Here is a 19,181-nt window from a genome sequence, read left to right on the forward strand (position 1 = left end):
GAATGGCCTCTTTGGTGGTGGCTTTTTTTTTTGGGGGGTTGGGGGGCCGCGTTTGGGGGGGCGCTGGTGGTTTTCGGGCGGCTCCTACAACGGCCCGGCTTTTCCATACCCGCCAATCCGGGCTTGGTCGCCCTTTTCCGGGTTTCGTCGCAGGCCGCTTGCAGCCTGTCCGGCGGCGCCTATGCTCACCCCCAATCCCTACGGTGACTGCCCCATGTTCGCCAGCCTCTTCCTCGGTTTCCGCATCCTCGCCGCCTGGGCGCTGACGATCCTCGTCGCTGCGTTCCTGTGGAGTGGCCTGTTCAGCGGCATGGACCGGTCACCGGGCTGGATCTTCGGCCTCGCCGCGATGGCGTTGGCGGTGTTCGCGCTGACTGCCGTGGTTGGCCATATCCGCCGCGTCACCCTGATTGCGGATCGTCTCGACGCACAGTCGCTGGCCAATCGCCATCGCCGCCAGGTCGAGCTGCCGCTGGATGCGCCCACCGCATTCGCGCTGCTGGAGCAGGTGATCGGGCAGATGCCGCGTATCGAACGCCTGGAGCGCTCGATTGGCACCTTGCAACTGCGCGCTACCCAGCGCCGCGCCGATCCCTATGGCGAGCGGCCGCCGTCACGCTGGAATCCGATGGCGCGGCTGGCGATCAAGCACAACCAGATCACCGCCCGCGTAATTCCCGGTGCGGACACCAGCAGCGTCACCCTGTTCTTCGAACCCGACGCCGGCGCCTGGGTCGACCTGTGGTTGCTGGATGAAGGCAGCAATTACGAGAATGCCGAAGCCATCACCCATGCATTGAGCGGCAAGGTCGCCCAGCAGCGCCGCGAAGAGCGCGCGCACGCTGCCCGCACCGAAGCCGAGAAAGAGCTGAGTGTCGCCCGACTCAACCTGTTGCATGCCCAGGTTGAGCCGCACTTCCTTTACAACACGCTGGCCAACGCACAGGTGCTGACCCGCAGCGATCCCGCCCGTGCCGAGCAGATGCTGGGGCACCTGATCCAATACCTGCGCAGCTCCCTGCCCGGCATCGACCAGTCTGTGTCCACGCTGGGACAGGAACTGGAACGCGTGAAGGCCTATCTGGAGATCCTGCAGATCCGCATGGGCTCGCGGCTTACATTGCAGATCGATGTGCCCGAACACCTGCACGGCGTCAGCCTGCCTTCAATGTCGCTGCAGACCCTGGTCGAAAACGCGATCAAGCATGGGCTGGAGCCCAAGAGCGGCGGCGGCACGGTGTGGATACTGGCGCGCGAGTTGGATGGTCAGTTGACGATTACCGTCGCCGACGACGGCCAGGGCATCAGCACCGACAACAGTGGCACCGGCATCGGCTTGAAGAACCTGCGCGAGCGCCTGCGCCTGAGTTGCGGCGAGCAGGCCACGCTTGCGCTGGTTTCCAACTTCCCCAGCGGCATGGCCGCCACCATCAGCCTGCCCAAGCAGCTTGCCTCGCCACCGCCGGTCGTCGCTGCTGCAGCGACAGTCGCGCCGGTGAACACCGCACCGATGCAGGCCGCAGTGAACATACCGGAGCTGCCCCGTGCATCTTGAAGCCCTCATTGCCGAAGACGAGCCGCTGCTGCGTCAGGCGCTGGTGGCGCAGTTGCAGCGCCTGTGGCCTGAGCTGGACATCGTCGCCGAATGCGAGGACGGTGCCGCCGCACTGGAAGCGCTGGAAACGCACAAGCCCGACTTGGCCTTCCTCGACATCCGCATGCCGGGCATCACCGGCCTGGACGTGGCCCGCGCGCTGCAGCGGCTGAGCCCGCAGACCGAGGTGGTGTTCGTCACCGCCTACGATCAGTACGCGATCAGCGCATTCGAACAGGGGGCGGTGGACTACCTGCTCAAGCCGGTCAGTGATGAGCGGCTGGTGGCGACCCGTCAGCGGGTGCTTGCGCGCAGGCAGAGTGGCAATGCCGATCCGAGCGTGCTGGAGCGGCTGTTGCAGCAGTTGGCAAGGCAACCCGCCGCGCCATTGGCCGCACCACCGTTGGCCTGGATCACCGCCAGCAATGGCCGCGAAACCCGTCTGGTGATGCTGGACGAAGTGCTGTATTTCCGCGCCGACAGCAAATACACGGTGGTGGTCACCGCCGAGGAAGAACTGCTGCTGCGCAGCTCGCTGCGCGAACTGACGGCGGCCCTGGACGCCAACAGCTTCCGCCAGATCCACCGCGCCACCATCGTCAACATGAAGGCGGTAGCAGCGGTGAGCCGCGACGACAGCGGCCGCGGCGTATTACGGCTGAAACAGCGCAGTGAAACGCTGATGGTCAGCCAACCCTTCATGAGTCTGTTCCGCGGCATGTGATGCCGCCCCGCTTGCCGGAGTATTGCCATGCATTACCTGACAGTTTTGATCGGCAGCCTGCTGTCGATGCTGGGCATCCATGAAACCCCCGGGCAAACCTCGGTCACCCGCATCAGCGGTGAACAGAGCCTGCTCAGCCGCACCACCGTGAAAAACGGCGTCAGCCGTTTCCAGTGCCTGCAGAGTGATAGTGGTCGCTGCAATTATCTGCTGTACCGCGAGCATTGCAGTGGCGCAGCCGATGCACAGCTGTGCCGGCGCGAAAGCCTGGGCGAATTTGTCGTCGTGGTTGGCACCACCCGCCAGCTGAGTGGCTTGCCCGGTGGGTATTCCCAGCAGGTAACCCTGCAGAAATAAAATCGCCGCGACGAGCGCGGCGATGGGTTTCAAAGAGTGCGATTGGCTCAGAACGCGGGTTGCAACCGCAAGCCATCGTCACCGATGTGATTGAGCTTGCCGACCAGTTCCGAATGCTGCCGCATGCGTCCGAGTTCACGCATGATGCGCACGTCTTCATGGCGCAGCTCGCGGCTGCTGGTGACGGCCTGCTTATAATCCAGTACTTCCGGATAGTGCTTGGCCATTTCCAGCGCTTCGGCCACTTCATCCACGCTGTCTGCATCGGAGCTGATGCGGGCGCGGCTGTTGAAGGCCTTCATCCAGCGCTCGAAACCGGCGGTATGGTCGAACATGTTGGCCATGAACCAGATCACGAACAGGATCGATACCCACGAGCCGAACACGATCACCACGCGGGTGAAGGTGATATGGAAGTCATCGCGCCACAGGTAATTGGTGATCAAACCAAGAATCAGCAGTGACGATGCCTGCCACAGCACGATCGAGGCCATCAGCCACTGGCACTTGGCCTTGGCCAGCACCGACACTTCCTCACGTATCTGCTGATCGCTCAGGTTTTTCCAATGATCAACCTGCTTCTCGAACGGGCTGTTGTACAGCTCGTTGTCTTCCAACAACAATCCCAAACCTTTGAACAGTGCGATCATGGTGAGCTCCTTGCAGATACTTGCTGGAACGAGCGACGGATGCAGGTTGAAGCGGTCAGGCAGGCTCAGTTCTAGCACTTTCGTCGTGCTTGGCAATGGGGGCCGTGCGAAGAACTGACCGGCGGTGTTTGCCGTGACGCCGCGACAGCGTGGAAATTTTGCGGTGCGTCATCGTCCAAGCCAAAGGACGTTTCGGTTTTCCTTGAATTCTTTGCTGCATCCGCACATGAGGTGTCAGCAGCTGGCGGCCGGCCTTGACGGCGGCTGTACGGGCGCCGGATCGACAGCTCAAGTCAGCCAGCTGCGCAGCCGGACCGGTACGATAGGCAGCATGTCATCCCTGTTCAGCCCTGTCTCCGCCGCCGCCACCGCCCATATCCGTCGCTGGGTGCTGGATGCCTTTCCACGTAACCAGAATGGCGTTGAATACGACACGCCGCTGGCTGACCCGGGTTGGTTCGGGCCGGGCAGCGTCACTTGGCGTATTCATTCCGAGTTCCCCGGCATGTTGGCCGGCGGCCTGTGCGCGCTGATGCTGCAGTTGCTGCACCCGCGTGCATTGGCTGGCGTCTATGACCACTCCAACTTCCGCGAGGATCTGGTTGGGCGGCTGCGTCGGACCACCAGCTTTGTCGCCGGTACCAGCTATGCGCCGGCAGCCGAGGCCGACAAGCTGATCGCCAAGGTGCGGCGCATTCATGCGCAGGTGGTGGGCACGTTGCCCGATGGCCGTACCTATGCCGCCGACGATCCGCAGTTGCTGACCTGGGTGCATGTCACCGAAGCGTATGGATTTCTGGAAGGTTGCCGGCGCTATTGCCGCGAAGTTCCAGCCGCCATTGCTGATCGCTATTACGACGAATACCGGCGCGTGGCTGAGGCCTTGGGCGCACGTGATGTGCCTGCTAGTGAAGCGCAGGTGCGCCAGTACTTCCAGGCGCAGCAGTCGCAGCTGAGCATGGACGCGCGTTCGCGTGAGGTGTTGGACGTGCTCAGTGAAGTGCGCTTGCCGGTGCCGCTGCCGGGCGTGTCGCGCGATGTGTTTCTTGCTGCCGGCGCGGCCTTGTTGCCGGAGTGGGCGGTGCAGCTGCTCGGCCGTAGTCGCGGCCAGCAGTTGCAATCGGTGGTGGCTGCGCGGGTGCTGCGCAGCGTGGCGCCGCTGTTCCGGATTGCCTTGAATGATGGCATTTCGACCCGCGCCTGCAAGCGGGTAGGGCAGGACCCAACGGTGCTCTCGGCGTGGCCCGATCTGGCGTAGTGCCGAGCCATGCTCGGCAGGGGCTTTACGAGCGAAAAGCTGCCCTCACCCCAACCCCTCTCCCGTAAACGGTAGAGGGGCTCAAGCTGTAGTGCCGAGCCATGCTCGGCAGGGGCTTTATCGGTAATGCCCCAGCCGAGCATGGCTCGGCACTACCTCCAACAGCAGAGCAACCCCTCCCCAACCCTCCCCTTCGCTGCGCGAAAGGGAGGGGGTTCCATTTACCAGACCTTCACTCGCTTCTCGGGTGCCAGATACAGCTTCTGACCTTCCTTGACCTCGAACGCCGGGTACCACGCATCCACGTTGCGCACGGTCAATGCACGGAACTGACCCGGTGCATGCACATTGGTCAGCAGTGAATTGCGCAGCGCCTGCTCACGCGCCTTGCTGCGCCAGGCCTGGGCGAAGCCGAGGAAGAAGCGCTGGTCCGGCGTGAAGCCCTCCAGAGTCTGCTCCTGCTTGCCCTGCAGTGACAGGCGATAGGCGTCGTAGGCGGTGCCGAGACCGGCAACGTCGGCGATGTTTTCGCCCAGCGTCAGGCGGCCATTGACGCGTACACCCGGGAACGGTTCGTAGCTGTCGAACTGCATGGCCAGCGCATCACCGGCGGCGTTGAACTTCTTCAGGTCGTCGGCCGTCCACCAGTTGTGCAGCTTGCCGGTTTCGTCGAACAGCGCGCCGGCATTGTCGAAGCCGTGACTGATTTCATGGCCGATCACCGCACCGATGGCGCCGTAGTTGATCGCATCATCAGCGGCGCCGTCGAAGAACGGCGGCTGCAGGATCGCCGCCGGGAACACCAGACGGTTTTCCAGCGGCACGTTCATCGCGTTGATGGTCTGCGGCAGCATCGCCCATTCGCTGTGGTCGACCGGCTTGCCGAGCTTGGCAATATTGCGCTGGTATTCGAACAGCGAGGCGCGCTGGGCGTTGCCCAGTGCATCGTCCGCCTTTACCTCAAGTGCGCTGTAGTCGCGCCATTTGCTCGGGTAGCCCATGTCCACCTTCAGTCCGGCAACCTTGGCCTTGGCGTGCGCCTTGGTTTCCGGCGACATCCATTCAAGCGCGTCGATGCGCTTGGCGAAGGCGGCGATGATGTTCTTGGCCATCTCATCGGCACGTGCCTTGGTGCTGGCATCGAAGTGGCGCTCGACATAGATCTTGCCAACTGCCTCGCCAACTGCGGTATTGGTTTCGGCCACCGCACGCTTCCAGCGATCGCTCTGCTGCGGGGTGCCGCTCATCGCCGTGCCATGGAAGGCGAAATGGGCATCGGCGAAGGCCTTGGGCAGATAGGCTGCGGCCTCATCCAGCGCGTGGAATGCCATGTAGTCCTTCCATACATCCAACGGCTCGCTGGCGACCAGCTTGGAGAGGCCGGCTACGGCCTTGGGCTGCCAGACGATGAAGTCCTGCTGCGCACCCAGGTTGGCGCCTTCCAGGAAGGCCTTCCAATCCATGCCCGGTGCCTTGCCGGTCAGGTCGGCCTGCTTCCAGGCGTTTGCGCCCTTCTGCACGTCGTTGGTTTCTTCCTGGGTGGCGTGGGCGCGGGCGATCTTGGTTTCCAGCGCGACGATGCGTGCCGCCTTGGCGGCCGCATCCTTGTCGCCGGATAGCTCCAGCAGCTTGGCTACGTAGCCTTCATAGGCCTTGCGCAGCTCGGCCATGCGGCCGTCCTGCAGGTAGAAGTCGCGGTCTGGCATGCCCAGGCCGCCCTGCACCAGATAGGGCGCGTTGCGATCGGGCTGCAGCAGATCCACCGATACCCACACGCCGAACAGGTGCGGGGTGTAGAAGTTGGTGGCGTTGAGCAGATCCACGTCGGCACGCATGCTGGCACCCAGGGCCTTGGCCAGGGCGGGTTTGTCGGCAATGCCGGCAATGGCCTGCAGCGCCGGCTGCACCGGCGCGGTGCCGCGCGCTTCGATGCCGGCTTCGTCCATGAATGCGGCGTAATAGTCACCAATCTTGGGGACTTCGCCAGGATTGGCCTTGCCGGCTTCTTCCATGATGGCGCGGGTGTCGGCCAATGTTTTCTCGGCGATCACATTGAAGCTGCCATAACTGGAGCGGTCGGCCGGTATCTCGGTGCGCTGCACCCATTGCCCATTGGCGAAGTCGTAGAAGTTGTCGCCAGCGGCAACACTGCGGTCCATGCCATCGGCATCAAAGCCAAAGCTGCCCAGCTGTGGTTTGGCAGCGCTGTTGGTGGGTGCGGGTGTTGCGCTGGTATCAGTGGCGGGCGCGCTGGCGTCTTTTGCGCAGCCGCTGAGGGCGAGCGCGGTGCCGATTGCCAGTACCAGGAAGGAACGTTGCAAAGCCATGACGGTATCCGGAGGACGTGTGTGACAAGTCTAGACCTCGAACCCCGTTCACAAAGATATTGATTCTGGCACTTGACGGATGTGCACAAGTGCGGGGAATGCGAGAAAATTGGTCACGCACTCTTCACGCCGACGGTGATTGTGCTGCATGCTTGAGCGAACGCGCTGCAGGTGGTGTCTGGGGAGACATTCGCAGGGTGGAGTATGTGGTGTTCGCATGCGACCGTTGCAGGTCCCCACCTGCCGGTTCCTAGTTGTAGTGATGCCAGGACCAACATACGCAATGCCAGCTTTCCGCCTACTGATACGTTGGACTCACCGGTGACTCGGACGCCGGCTCATCCATTGCGGGTCATGATCATTGCCGGTGTGGCGGTGGGTTTGCTGTTGGCGGGCGGCATGATCAGCATGTTGTGGAACGACCGCAACAGCCGGCTTGAGGCGGCGCAGCGGCAGTCGGCCGCGTTGGCCAGCGGCAGCAGCCGCCTGTTGCGCGCGCAGTTGGTCACCTGGGAACGTGCGTTGCGCGGCACCGCCAGCGACACCAGGGAGTTCTATCGACAGGTGCCTGATCAGGCGCCTGCTTTGTTTGAGGCCAGCCTGCGCGGTGTGCTGGAGCGCAACCAGGACCTTGCTTCCATCACCTTGGTGGATGACCGTGGCGTGCCACTGTCGGCAGGGGTAGGCGACCTCACTTTGCAGAGTTGGGTGGTTCCGGAAAACCGCCTGCTCAACGGTGGCCTCTATCTAGGCGCCTTGGAGCAGGCGCCCGACAAGCATTGGGTGCTGCGTGCAGCCTTGCAGGTGCAGCCGGGCCAGTGGCTGTTGACACGGGTGCGGCTGGGGGCCTTCCAGGAGGTTGTCAGTGGCCTGGATCTGGGTCGCGATGGCACCGCCTCCATTGGTAACCGTTACGGGCAGTTGCTCGCCCATAGCCGTAACCCGGAGCGGTTGATCGGCAGCACGCTGGCGAAGCCGATGCGGGTTCTGCCGCCGTCACCGACGGTGTTGAAACGCGGCGTGGTGACCAGTCCTTATGACGGCCAGCGTCGCATCGCCGCGGTCAGCGTGCCAACCGACTTCCCGTTGAGCCTGTATGCGTCGCTGTCCTATCGCGAGGTGATGGCGGGTTGGTATCTGCTGCTGTATGCCTCCATTGGCATCTATCTGCTGTACTTGGCCGGTTTTGCCTATCTGCTGTATCGGGTTGACCGCAGCACGCGACACCAGCAGCAGCTCAGCGAAGAGTTGCAGGCAGGCAATGCCGAGTTGGCGTTGGCACACGAAGTGGGCAAGGTCGGCACCTGGTCCATCCATGGCGTACGACCGATCGTGTATTGGTCGGCGCTGACCCAACAGATGCTGGCGGTGGCTGGACGCAGCACCTCACTGGAGGGTTTCCTGGCGCGGGTGCATGAAGACGACCGCGCCTGGTTGAAGGACATGCTGGAGCGCGCGCTGGCTGGCAAAGGTGCTTTGAACGCGATGTTCCGGCTGCGCAGTGGCGATGGTTCCTTGCGCTGGCTGTCCGCGCGCGGTGAACTGGTCGACGATGCCGGTGATAGCAAGCGCCTGGCCGGCGCGGTGGTCGACATCAGTGAGCGGGTCAACACCGAGGCGCGCGCGCAGGAAGCACAGCGCCAGTTCCGGCTGGTGTTCGATCGCAACCCGGCGCCGTTCTGGATCTTCGATCTGATCACCCTGCGCTTCCTGGAAGTGAACCAGGCCGCGATCGATCAATACGGTTATAGCCGCGACGAGTTCCTGGCGATGTCGATCCTCGACATCCGCCCGACAGCGGAATGGGATGAGATCCGCCAGACCGCCGGCCGCGCCTTGAGTGGCGATCTGCTGGGGCTGCAGGTCAGCACCCACCTGCGCAAGGATGGCAGCGCCTTCCATGTACAGGGGCATTTCGCCAAGCTGGAATTTGCCGGCCGCAATGCCTGCCTGGTGCTGGCCGAGGATGTCAGCCAGCGCCTGCGTTACGAAAACGAACTGGCCTACCGCGCCAGTCACCATGCCGGCACCGGGCTGTTGACCGTGCGCGCTCTGTCCGAGCGGCTGGATGCTGGCAGTCTGGGCTACACCATTGCCCACGTGCAGTTGCGTGGCCTGCAGATGATCACCGATACCCTCGGTCGCGATGCCGGTGAAGAGGCGTTGCGCGCGGTGTCGGTGCGGCTGGGTGGCCTGGCTGCCCGCTATGGCCTGCTGGCGCACCAGCCGGCCGAGGACTTCGTGCTGGCGATCGAAGGCGAGGGCGATCCGCAGATGGCACTCAATGCCCTGTTGGCGGCGGTGGCCGAGCCCATCCGTGGTCGCGATACCTATCACCAGCTGGAAGCGCGCATCGGTGTGGCCAGCTGCCCGCAGGACGGCGAACTGGCAGAGCAGGTGCTGGGCCGCGCCGCGCAGGCGGCGCACGCTGCGCGCGAGACCGGCGTTGCCCTGCTGCGCTTCAATACCGGCATGGCGGCGCATTACACCGAGCGGCTGCAGTTGGCTGGGCGCATCCACATGGCCATCGACCGCGGTGAGTTCCTGCTGCACTTCCAGCCGATCATGGATGCCTCCGAAGGCAGTCCGGTGGCGCTGGAAGCCTTGCTGCGTTGGCCGCAGGCCGATGGCAGCTTCATCGCGCCTGGTGACTTCATCCAGTTGTGCGAAGACACAGGTTTGATCATCGCGTTGGGCCGCTGGGTGATTCATGCGGCCGCGCGTGCGCAGAAACAATTATCTGCCGCCGGCTGGCAGCACCTGCCGATCGCGGTGAACGTCTCTGCGGTGCAGTTGTTCAACAGCGATCTGGTCGGCGAGTTCAGCCGTGCCATGCAGGACCACGGTCTGGCCCGCGGTGCGCTGCAGATGGAGCTCACCGAGAGCGTGCTGATGCGCAATCCCACCCAGGCGCTGCAGACCCTGGGACATCTGCATGCCAATGGCGTGGGCGTGGCACTGGATGATTTTGGTACCGGTTTCTCCAGCATGTCCTACCTGCAGCATCTGCCCTTGGATTCGCTGAAGATCGACCGCGGTTTTGTCAGCGACGTCGAAACCAATCCACGCAACGCGGCCATCTGCCGGGCGTTGTTGTCGTTGGGCCACAGCATGGGCTTGTCGGTGATCGCAGAGGGCGTGGAGACCGAGGGCCAGCGGCGCTGGCTGGCCGCGCATGGCTGCGACCAGGTGCAGGGTTATCTGCTGGGCCGGCCGATGCCGCTGGAGCAGGTGCTGACGATGCTGGCAAACAGCCGCTCAGTCTGAGCGAGCGGCGTCCTCGTCCAGGCATTCGACCAGATAGTCGATGAAGCTACGCACCTTGGGGGCCAGATGGCTGCGGCTGGTATAGACCGCATGGATGCCGATGGCTGGCACTTCCCACTCCGGCAGTACCGGCACCAGACGGCCGTCGGCCAGTGCCTGGTCGATGATGAAGTCGGGTTGGGCGATGATGCCCATGCCGGCGATGGCGGCTTCGCGCAGTACCTCGCCGTTGTTGGCACGCAGATGCGGCTGCAGCGCGATACTGACCTCGCCTTGCGGCCCCTGCAATTGCATCGTTTCGCCGGCGGCGGAGTAGGTATAGGACAGGCACTCGTGGCCGGCCAGATCCTGCGGGCTGGCGGGCGTGCCGCGCCGGGCCAGATACGACGGTGCCGCACACAGACGGATGCGGACCTGGGCCAGATGCCGGGCGATCAGGTTGGGCGCTGGCTGGCGGGTGATGCGGATGGCCAGATCGAAGCCTTCCTCGACCATGTCCACCAGACGGTCGGACAGCTGCAGATCCAGTTCTACCTGCGGGTAACGCGCGCTATAGGCCGGCAGCAGCGCGCCAAGACGGGCGATGCCATAGCTGACCGGCGCATTGATCCGCAGCCGCCCTGAGGGCTGCAATGCCTGCGCGCCGACCGAGGCCTCCAGTTCGTCGAACTCGGCCAACAGCTGCACGCAGCGTTGGTAGTAAGCGGCACCAGCGCTGGTTGGGCTGACCCGGCGCGTGGTGCGGTTGAGCAGGCGGGTGGACAGGCGCTTCTCCAGCGCGGCGACCTGGCGGGTGACGGCGGCGGTGGAGATGTCCAAGGCATCGGCGGCGGCGCTGAAGCCATTGCGCTCGACCACCGCGACAAACACCCGCATGGCATCGATGGTGTCCATTGTTTCCGTTTCCGCAATAAAACGTTGCTGTCGAGATTATTTGTTGCCGGTGCCACAAGCAATAACCTGTGCGCTCTCCAAACCCCATCAGGGAGTCCACGATGAGCGGCCAGCTGCCTTCCCTCTACATCTCGCATGGTTCACCAATGACCGCCCTGCAGCCGGGGCTGGTTGGCCCGCGCTTGGCCGAACTGGCTGCCGGGATGCAGCGGCCGCGCGCCATCGTGATGGCCTCGGCGCATTGGTTGCGGCGCGCGCCGCAGGTATCGGCGGCGGCCCAGCCGGAGACCATCCACGACTTTGGCGGCTTCCCGGAAGAGCTTTACCAGCTGCAATACCCGGCACCGGGTGCCCCGGCGCTGGCCCAGGACGTGGCCCAGCGGCTGGCCGAGGCCGGTCTGCAGCCGAGCATCGACCCGCAGCGTGGGCTCGATCATGGCGCCTGGGTGCCATTGCGCTATCTGTATCCGGAGGCGGATATCCCGGTGCTGCAGGTCTCGATCCAGCCAGGGCTGGGCCCGAAGCATCAGTTTGCGATGGGCCGCGCTTTGGCGCCGCTGCGTGAGCAGGGCGTGCTACTGGTCGGCTCAGGCAGCATCACCCACAACCTGCATGACTGGCGCAATTACCAGGACGGCAAGGAAGCGCCTTACGTGCGCCCGTTCATCCAGTGGGTGGAGCAGAAACTGGAGGCCAATGATCTGCAGGCGATGTTCGACTACCGCCAGCAGGCGCCGTTCCCGGCGCAGGTGCATCCCACCGATGAACACCTGTTGCCGCTGTATTTCGCGATGGGGGCGGCCGGCAGCGATGAACTTGGTGCGCAACGGATTGACGCCGGTATCGACATGGGATTCCTTGCAATGGATATCTACCGCTTTGATGGCAAGGCGTGATTGATGGCTGCAGATGGCAGTTCAGTGTGCAGCGCAGGAACCAGCGCTGCACACTGAGAGGTCTGGCGCTGGCGTGATGCGGTTGCGCGCATTGATCAAGCAGATCGACAACAGCATCGCCTGATTGCTGTGGTAATTTCCCGGTATTCATCCGCCACTGCCAGTGTCGGCAGCCTGCTGTCATGGTAGTGAATCCGTGGAACGGGCATGCACACGATTGAAGTAGTTCTGGCAATGCTGGTGGCGGTTGTCGCCAGTGGCTATCTGGTAAGAATCCTCCCCTTCTCATTGCCGTTGCCCTTGGTGCAGATCGGCTTGGGCGCGCTGATTGCCGGCGTATTCAATCGCGGCCACGCACTTGAGCCGGACATGTTCTTCCTGCTGTTCCTGCCGCCGCTGCTGTTCCTGGACGGTTGGCGTATTCCCAAGCAGGGCCTGTTCCGCGACAAGGGCGCGATCCTGGAGCTGGCGTTCGGGCTGGTGGTGTTCACCGTGCTTGGTGCCGGCCTGCTGATCCACTGGATGATTCCATCGATGCCGCTGGCGGTGGCGTTCGCACTGGCGGCGATCATTTCGCCGACCGATCCGGTGGCAGTCAGCGCGATTGCTTCACGCGTGCCCATTCCCAAGCGGCTGATGCACATCCTGGAAGGCGAGTCGCTGTTGAACGACGCCTCCGGCCTGGTCTGCTTCCGCTTTGCGGTGGCAGCGGTGATGACCGGTTCGTTCTCGCTGGCACAGGCATCGCTGACCTTCCTGTGGGTGGCCTTGGCCGGGCTGGCGATTGGCGTGGCGGTGACCTGGAGCGTGTCCACCTTCCAGCGCTGGTTGTGGCGCAGCTTCGGTGAAGAGCCGGGCGCGGCGCTGCTGGTCAACCTTCTTATTCCGTTCGCCGCCTATCTGCTGGCAGAAGAGCTGCATGCATCGGGCATCCTCGCTGCGGTCGCCGCCGGCGTGACCATGAGCTACGTGGAGCTGACCGGCCGCATCAGCGGCAGCATGCGCGTGCAGCGCAATGCAGTGTGGAACATGGTGCAGTTCAGCTTCAACGGCATCATCTTCGTGCTGCTGGGCGAGCAGCTCCCGGGCATCGTCGAGCGCGCGATCGAGACCATGTCCTCAACCGGCCATCACAGTGCGTGGTGGCTGCTGGTCTATGTGCTGGCGATCAATGCGGTGCTGGTGGTGCTGCGATTGGTCTGGGTGTGGCTGTCGCTGCGCTGGAACCTGCTGCGGGCGCGGATGCGTGGCGAAAAAGAAACCACCAGCACCTCATGGCGGGTGGTGCTGGCGATGTCGGTGGCCGGCGTGCGCGGCGCGATCACCTTGGCGGGCGTGTTGACGCTGCCGCTGATGGTGCCCGGCGGCGAGCCGTTCCCGGCACGTGATCTGGTGATCTTCCTGGCAGCCGCGGTCATCCTGGTGTCGCTGGTCGGCGCCAGCCTGATGCTGCCGCGCCTGCTCAAAGGCCTGGAACTGCCCAAGGACGACGATGCCCGGCGCGAGGAAGACCTGGCCCGCAGGGCCTCGTCCAAGGCGGCCTTGGCGGCGGTTGAGAAGGCCCGACAGGGCTTGGTCGAGGGCCAATCCACCGGCGCCGTACAACTGCTCAACGATGCTGCGGCACGGGTGAGCCTGCTGTACCAGCGCAATCTGGAGAAGGGCCAGGGCCCGGATGAAGACCCGGAGAAAGTGCGGCGGATGGAACAGGCCTATCGCAGCTTGCGTACGGCTGGCTTGAATGCCGAGCGTGAAGAACTGTTCCGGCTGACCCGGCGCGGACAGGTATCGGATGAAATCGCACGGAAGCTGATCCGCAATCTGGATCTGCTGGAGACGCGGCAGCGGGATTGAGGGTGGTTGTTTTGGGTTCGCTTGTTGGAAGCTTCCCCTCACCCCAACCCCTCTCCCGTAAACGGGAGAGGGGCTGGTGCACTAGCAGCCGACGCATACCTAGCCCCTCTCCCGCTTGCGGGAGAGGGGTTGGGGTGAGGGCAGGCTCTTAGGGCTTTTAAGCGTTCTTCAACTCAAGAAAATACGGCTCAACCGTACCCTTGATCTTCAGCGTCATCGGGTTGCCACGGCGGTCGCGGGCCTTGCCGGCCTGCACGCGGATCCAGCCTTCCTGCACGGAATACTCTTCCACGTCATCACGCTCGATGCCGTTGAAACGCACGCCAACGCCGCGCTGCAGCGCTTCGGCATTGTGGAACGGGCTCTGCGGGTTGACCGCCAGATGATCGGGAGGGGTATCGCTCATATCAATGCTTCAGTGAAGGCCACCGTGGCCTCTTCGGGGCGCAAGGATAACCGCTGTGGCGTGCCAAGGCTTTCGCTGGCACGCCGCTGGCGGCAAAATGCGCGCCATTACGTAGTGGAAACAGCCCCATGCCAGACAACAGCGCCGATTACGAAGACTCCGACGAACTGCGCCCGGATTTTGACGAAGATGACCATCCGGCGCGGGTCTGGAACCTGCTGTGGCTGATCAATCCCGGCGATGAAGACGCGGCGCTGCAGCAGTTCGACGCCTGGCGCGAAGCGCGCGCCGGTGCCGAGGACGACGCCAGCGACGAGCAATGGCTGTGGGACCTGAAGGACGCCATCGACTGGCGTTCAGGTTTCTATGTGGACTGGAAGGACACTGATTCCTTTGTCGCCGCGCTGGACGAAATGGCCGCGCGCTGGAATCTGAACATCGCCTGGGGCGGCGACTTCGACGATGAAGACTTCACCGACGACCTCGACGTGCCGATGCTGATGACCACCGCCCATGACCGCCTGCGCGAGCACGGCTACACGGTGTGGAACTGGAATACCGGTGGCGATGCCTATGCCGGTTGGGTGGCACTGAGCCGTGATGACGAAGCAATGCTGGCGTTGTGCTCGTTGCTGGGTGTGGAAGTCCGCCCGGGCAGCGACCCGTTCTAAGCCCGCAGCAACTGTAGTGCCGAGCCATGCTCGGCAGGGGCCTTACGCGCAGTCTTGTAGGAGCGGCGTAAGCCGCGAAGCCGACAGCAATGAAATTGCAGCAATGCCTGCAATCGGATCGACCACCAGCTTCGCGGCTTACGCCGCTCCTACAAACCGTTGGTCAGGGCTGGTACAACGCCCGCGCATTGGCAATCACCCGCCGCATCTGCGCGCGGTCGGTATGCCGTGATATTGCCTGTGCACCCAACACAATCGCCTGCTCACGCAGCGGCGCCGGCACGTCGTAGTGCACGCCGCTGGGGCGGTTCTGGAAGGCTCTGCGTGGAATCCCGAGCTGCTGCGCCAGCGCATGCAGCTCGGGCAAGGTGTCGGCCATCAGATGCGCCCAGCGTTCACCGCGCCAGGGATGTACCGCATCGTCGATATAGACCGTCACGTTCGGCCCTGGACTCAGGCCTTGGACTTGTCGTCGTCAGCCGGTACTTCTTCGGCAATCGCGATGGTCTCTTCCGCGACGTCGTCAGCTGCCACTTCAGCGGCTTCTTCGCCTTCGATGCCTTCAAACTCGGACACCAGGCCGGCCAGGTAGTCGTCGGCGGTCTTGCCCTCGTCGGCGGCCAGGTCGTCGATCATCTGCTGCAGCGCTGCGGAGTACTCCAGGGTGACCTTGCGGCCTTCCTTCTCCTGCACATTGGCCAGGTGCTTGAGCATGGCCAGCATCGGCACCGGGTTGTCGGCATTGCCCATGGTCTGGCCGCCGATGGCCAGCAGCCACTCATTGCCCTGCAGGCCGATGGCGGCCACGACCTGGCCTTCTTCGTTGACCAGCACGGCGTGGTTCTGCACCTGCTGCTGGGCGTTCAGGCGGGCGAACGGGCGGCGCGGGGCCTGCTTCTTGCGCTTGTCGCGCTTGGCTTTGGAGAGCTTGGACATGTTGTTCGGCTGATAGGAAAACGATGCCCATTGTAGGCGCAGCGGGCCCCTGCTGCCGGAACAGGGCTCAGCCGGGACCGTCGCTGACACTATCAGCCGGGGCCGTAGCAGCGGCCGCCGGGACGATTGTGGCCACCGGTACCGGCAGGCTGTCGGCCTGGTTCAGTGCCGCCGCTTCGGCTTCCTGGCTCATCACCACGATGCTGATGCGGCGATTGATCGGGTTCTGTGGATTGGCCTTGTCAAACAGTACCGAAGACGCCAAGCCGACCACCCGCGCCACCTTGGCCGGGTCCATGCCGCCTTCCAGCAGCGCACGCCGCGCGGCATTGGCGCGGTCCGCACTCAGTTCCCAATTGCCGTAGCCCACCTGGGTGGAATAGGCGGTGGTGTCGGTATGGCCGGTGAGGCTGATGTGGTTGGGCACCTGGTTGATGTAGCGCGACAGCTCCACCAGGATCGTCTGCGTATACGGCATCAACCGCGCGCTGCCGAGGTCGAACATCGGCCGGTTCTGCTTGTCCACGATCTGGATGCGCAGGCCTTCCGGGGTGATGTCCAGCAGCAACTGGTCCTTGAACGGCTCCAGCGCTTGGCTCTTGCTGATCGCTTCCTGCAGTTCCTGCTTCAGTGCTTCCAGCCGCTGCTTGTCGCGCTCGCGCTCCTGCACTGGCGTGGGCACCGCTTCCTGCTGGTTCTGGAAGGGGTCATTGCTGTTGCCGCGCGACACATCGGTGGCACCGCCCAGCTTGATCATCGAGGTGCTGGCGCCGCCAGGCCCGGCCATGCCAGGGGCCGGGGTGCTGCTGCTGCCGGCCAACGGGCTGGGGTTGCGGAAGTATTCGGAAATCGCCGCGCGCTCGGGCTTGGTGGTGGCGGCCATCAGCCACAGCACCATGAAGAAAGCCATCATCGCGGTGACGAAGTCGGCGTAGGCCACCTTCCACGAACCGCCGTGGTGGCCGCCACCTTGGACTTTCTTCACCCGGCGAACGATCACCGTTGGTTTGGTCTCGGTCATGGCGTGCGCCTTACTTGATCGACTTCAGGTGCTGCTCGAAATCGCTGAAGCCCGGGCGCAGCGCCGAGGGCACGGTCTTGCGGGCGAACTCCAGCGCAATCTTCGGGTTGTAGCCACGCAGGCAGGCCAGCAGAGCGGTCTTCACCGATTCGTAGATGCGTGCGTCCTGCTCGGCGCGTGCTTCCAGCGCCGCCGCCAGCGGACCGACGAAGCCATAACCCAGCAGGATGCCGAGGAAGGTGCCGACCAGCGCGCCGGCCACGTGGGCGCCCACTTCCTTGATGTCGCCACCGATCGAGCCCATGGTGATCACGATGCCCAACACCGCAGCGACGATGCCGAAACCGGGCAGGCCGTCGGCAACTTTGTTGAGCACGTGTGCCGGCTCCATCGCCTCGTGGTGGTGCTTTTCCAGCTCCAGTTCCAGCAGCGGTTCCAGCTCGTGCGGCTCGATGTTGGAGCCGATCATCAGCCGCAGGCAGTCGGTGATGAAGTCCAGCAGATGGTGGTCGGCCAGCACTTTCGGGTAGTTGGCGAACACCGCGCTGTCCTGCGGGTTCTCGACGTGCTCTTCCAGTGCCATGAAGCCTTCGCGGCGCGCCTTGTTGAGCAGTTCATAGAGCAGGCTGAGCACATCCAGGTAGTCCTGCTGCTTGTACTGCGGGCCCTTGAACACGCTGAGTGTGGCCCGCAAGGTCTGCTTGACGGTCTTGAGCGGGGTGGCGATCAGGAATGCGCCGAACGAGGCGCCACCGATGATGACCAGCTCGTAGGGCTGCCACAGCGCGCCGAGGCGGCCATGCGCACCGACGTAGCCGCCCAGGACAGCGAAGATGACAACGAGCAGGCCAACGATGATAAGCATGGGGGCAGACAAGGGATGGGGATATCCCGTTGTCGGCCGTCAGCGGAAAATCTGTAGGCCGAGCGCAGCAGCCCCTGTAGAGCCGAGCCATGCTCGGCTGAGGTTCTACTGGTGATGCTTCTGCCGAGCATGGCTCGGCACTACAAGTGACGCGCTTGCTTACGCTGCAGGCTCGGCCTCGGCACCACCACGCTGCAGCGGGTCCGGGTATGGCTGGCCGTTCTCGACAAAGCCCAGCGACACCGAGTTCAAGCAATGCCGTTCAAAGGTCGGCGGCGGGCCGTCCGGGAATACATGGCCGAGATGGCTGCCGCAACGCGCGCAGACGATCTCGGTGCGGATCATGCCGTGGCTGATGTCGCGGATTTCACGCACATGGGCCGGATCGAACGGCGCGAAGAAGCTGGGCCAACCGGTGCCCGAGTCGAACTTGGTGCTGGAGCGGAACAGCGGCAGCGCACACAGGCGGCAGCAGTACACGCCATCACGCTTGTTATCCAGGAACACGCCGCAGAACGGCGCCTCGGTGCCGTGATGCAGCAGCACGCGCTGTTCCTCGCTGCTGAGCCCGGCGATCAGGGCATCACGTTCGGCGTTGCTGGGAGGGGTCAGGTCGAAGGCGGTCATGGCGCGGCATCCGTGGGGCAGATATCAATGGTAGGGGCGGGCACGGGCCAGTCCAAGCGCGCATTCATGGCGGCGCAAGCTGTGCCGGCGCATGCTCGGCAGGTGGAAGAACAGGAGATGCCGATGAAACGGATGACGTATCTGACGTTGGCAGTGCTGGGGCTCGTGCCGTTGTTCGCACAGGCGCAATTGCAGCAGCCAGCGTCACCCACCGCAACGCGTCCGGTGACGCTGCCACCGCCGTCGCGGCCGCCGGTGACGGTGCCAACCGACCAGCGGCAGGAGGAGGCGCGGCCGTTGCCGCCACGACCGGTCACCAAGCCCAAGCCGACACCGAAGGTGAAGCCGATCACTCAGCCGCCGCAGCCCGTGCGGCCGATCTATGACAGCAAGGGCCAGCCTGCAGCGCAGATGCGCCAGACCAGCCCTGGCCGAGTATTGGATACCCGCACCAACCGGTACTACGACACCGTGCCCAGCGGCCTGGGTGAGCAGGTAGTGCCGCCGCCAGCAGGCACGCGCTGAACCTGTAGTGCCGAGCCATGCTCGGCAGAGGCCTTACCGATAGAGCGTCCGTGTAGTGCCGAGCCATGCTCGGCAGAGGCTTTACCGATAGAGCATCTTTGTAGTGCCGAGCCACGCTCGGCAGGAGGCATTCCAAGCCATAGCCAAAAGCGACCCCTCCCCAACCCTCCCCTTGGCCTGCGGCCAAAGGGAGGGGGTGTAGTGGGGGCGCCCCCCCGGGCGCGCGGGGGGGACGGAAAACAAACCCCACCCGCACGGGCAGGGGGCGCCCGCCCAAGCGCGCGGGAGGCGGGGTCGAAGTGATTTGAT

The 19,181-nt window shown here is 64.0% G+C and carries 18 protein-coding genes; 9 read left to right on the forward strand and 9 right to left on the reverse strand.

Annotated features, from left to right (window positions below; translation table 11 throughout):
* The first annotated feature begins 214 nt into the window (after positions 1–214).
* From ACVOLL_RS19655 to ACVOLL_RS19665, 3 genes are read left to right on the forward strand one after another with little or no spacing between them, the layout of a single operon-like run.
* Complete coding sequence (locus ACVOLL_RS19655) at positions 215–1,555, forward strand: histidine kinase (RefSeq protein WP_481514426.1); 1,341 nt, start codon at positions 215–217, stop codon at positions 1,553–1,555.
* Entirely contained in the window at positions 1,545–2,318 is a 774-nt protein-coding gene (locus ACVOLL_RS19660) for a LytR/AlgR family response regulator transcription factor (protein ID WP_481514427.1), read from the forward strand. Before ACVOLL_RS19655 ends, ACVOLL_RS19660 begins: the two co-directional genes overlap by 11 nt.
* Before the next feature lie 27 nt (positions 2,319–2,345).
* Complete coding sequence (locus ACVOLL_RS19665; RefSeq protein ID WP_481514428.1) at positions 2,346–2,675, forward strand: hypothetical protein; 330 nt, start codon at positions 2,346–2,348, stop codon at positions 2,673–2,675.
* A gap of 47 nt (positions 2,676–2,722) precedes the next feature.
* On the opposite strand, the gene ACVOLL_RS19670 is transcribed toward ACVOLL_RS19665, so the two are convergent.
* A complete protein-coding gene (locus ACVOLL_RS19670) occupies positions 2,723–3,325 on the reverse strand; it encodes a hypothetical protein (protein WP_481514429.1) in 603 nt (200 codons plus the stop codon).
* 331 nt (positions 3,326–3,656) lie between these two features.
* Here ACVOLL_RS19670 and ACVOLL_RS19675 point away from each other — a divergent pair, with 331 nt between their 5' ends.
* On the forward strand, positions 3,657–4,583 hold the full coding sequence (locus ACVOLL_RS19675; RefSeq protein ID WP_481514430.1) for an oxygenase MpaB family protein: 927 nt from the start codon (positions 3,657–3,659) through the stop codon (positions 4,581–4,583).
* 221 nt (positions 4,584–4,804) lie between these two features.
* Here ACVOLL_RS19675 and ACVOLL_RS19680 read toward each other — a convergent pair whose 3' ends face one another.
* A complete protein-coding gene (locus ACVOLL_RS19680) occupies positions 4,805–6,910 on the reverse strand; it encodes a M13 family metallopeptidase (protein WP_481514431.1) in 2,106 nt (701 codons plus the stop codon).
* A gap of 354 nt (positions 6,911–7,264) precedes the next feature.
* Here ACVOLL_RS19680 and ACVOLL_RS19685 point away from each other — a divergent pair, with 354 nt between their 5' ends.
* The gene (locus ACVOLL_RS19685; RefSeq protein WP_481514440.1) at positions 7,265–10,177 is read left to right on the forward strand and encodes a bifunctional diguanylate cyclase/phosphodiesterase; all 2,913 of its coding nucleotides are present in this window, start codon (positions 7,265–7,267) and stop codon (positions 10,175–10,177) included.
* On the opposite strand, the gene ACVOLL_RS19690 is transcribed toward ACVOLL_RS19685, so the two are convergent.
* On the reverse strand, positions 10,169–11,071 hold the full coding sequence (locus ACVOLL_RS19690) for a LysR family transcriptional regulator (protein WP_481514432.1): 903 nt from the start codon (positions 11,069–11,071) through the stop codon (positions 10,169–10,171). The two genes, ACVOLL_RS19685 and ACVOLL_RS19690, sit on opposite strands and share 9 nt — an antisense overlap.
* A gap of 101 nt (positions 11,072–11,172) precedes the next feature.
* Between ACVOLL_RS19690 and ACVOLL_RS19695 the strand changes: the two genes are divergently transcribed.
* Both ACVOLL_RS19695 and ACVOLL_RS19700 read left to right on the forward strand, forming a co-directional pair.
* Complete coding sequence (locus tag ACVOLL_RS19695; protein WP_481514433.1) at positions 11,173–11,967, forward strand: DODA-type extradiol aromatic ring-opening family dioxygenase; 795 nt, start codon at positions 11,173–11,175, stop codon at positions 11,965–11,967.
* Between the two features lie 207 nt (positions 11,968–12,174).
* Entirely contained in the window at positions 12,175–13,821 is a 1,647-nt protein-coding gene (locus tag ACVOLL_RS19700) for a Na+/H+ antiporter (RefSeq protein ID WP_481514434.1), read from the forward strand.
* 157 nt (positions 13,822–13,978) lie between these two features.
* Here ACVOLL_RS19700 and ACVOLL_RS19705 read toward each other — a convergent pair whose 3' ends face one another.
* Complete coding sequence (locus ACVOLL_RS19705) at positions 13,979–14,227, reverse strand: DUF3297 family protein (RefSeq protein WP_282271879.1); 249 nt, start codon at positions 14,225–14,227, stop codon at positions 13,979–13,981.
* Positions 14,228–14,355: 128 nt separating this feature from the next.
* Between ACVOLL_RS19705 and ACVOLL_RS19710 the strand changes: the two genes are divergently transcribed.
* Positions 14,356–14,898, forward strand: a complete 543-nt coding sequence (locus tag ACVOLL_RS19710) for a DUF6630 family protein (protein WP_481514435.1) — start codon at positions 14,356–14,358, stop codon at positions 14,896–14,898.
* A gap of 163 nt (positions 14,899–15,061) precedes the next feature.
* Here ACVOLL_RS19710 and ACVOLL_RS19715 read toward each other — a convergent pair whose 3' ends face one another.
* The 5 genes from ACVOLL_RS19715 to msrB all read right to left on the reverse strand — a co-directional run bounded on the left by ACVOLL_RS19715 (position 15,062) and on the right by msrB (position 18,347).
* Positions 15,062–15,337, reverse strand: coding sequence for a DUF4031 domain-containing protein (locus tag ACVOLL_RS19715; protein WP_282273319.1), 276 nt, complete (start codon positions 15,335–15,337; stop codon positions 15,062–15,064).
* A gap of 14 nt (positions 15,338–15,351) precedes the next feature.
* A complete protein-coding gene (locus ACVOLL_RS19720) occupies positions 15,352–15,834 on the reverse strand; it encodes a hypothetical protein (protein WP_481514436.1) in 483 nt (160 codons plus the stop codon).
* 67 nt (positions 15,835–15,901) lie between these two features.
* A complete protein-coding gene (gene motB, locus ACVOLL_RS19725) occupies positions 15,902–16,855 on the reverse strand; it encodes a flagellar motor protein MotB (RefSeq protein WP_481514437.1) in 954 nt (317 codons plus the stop codon).
* 10 nt (positions 16,856–16,865) lie between these two features.
* A complete protein-coding gene (motA, locus tag ACVOLL_RS19730; RefSeq protein ID WP_481509820.1) occupies positions 16,866–17,720 on the reverse strand; it encodes a flagellar motor stator protein MotA in 855 nt (284 codons plus the stop codon).
* 159 nt (positions 17,721–17,879) lie between these two features.
* The gene (gene msrB, locus ACVOLL_RS19735; RefSeq protein WP_481514438.1) at positions 17,880–18,347 is read right to left on the reverse strand and encodes a peptide-methionine (R)-S-oxide reductase MsrB; all 468 of its coding nucleotides are present in this window, start codon (positions 18,345–18,347) and stop codon (positions 17,880–17,882) included.
* A 123-nt stretch (positions 18,348–18,470) separates the two neighbouring features.
* Between msrB and ACVOLL_RS19740 the strand changes: the two genes are divergently transcribed.
* On the forward strand, positions 18,471–18,872 hold the full coding sequence (locus ACVOLL_RS19740) for a classical arabinogalactan protein 4 (RefSeq protein WP_481514439.1): 402 nt from the start codon (positions 18,471–18,473) through the stop codon (positions 18,870–18,872).
* Positions 18,873–19,181: the final 309 nt, after the last annotated feature.

The organism is Stenotrophomonas sp. STEN035 (assembly GCF_056759935.1).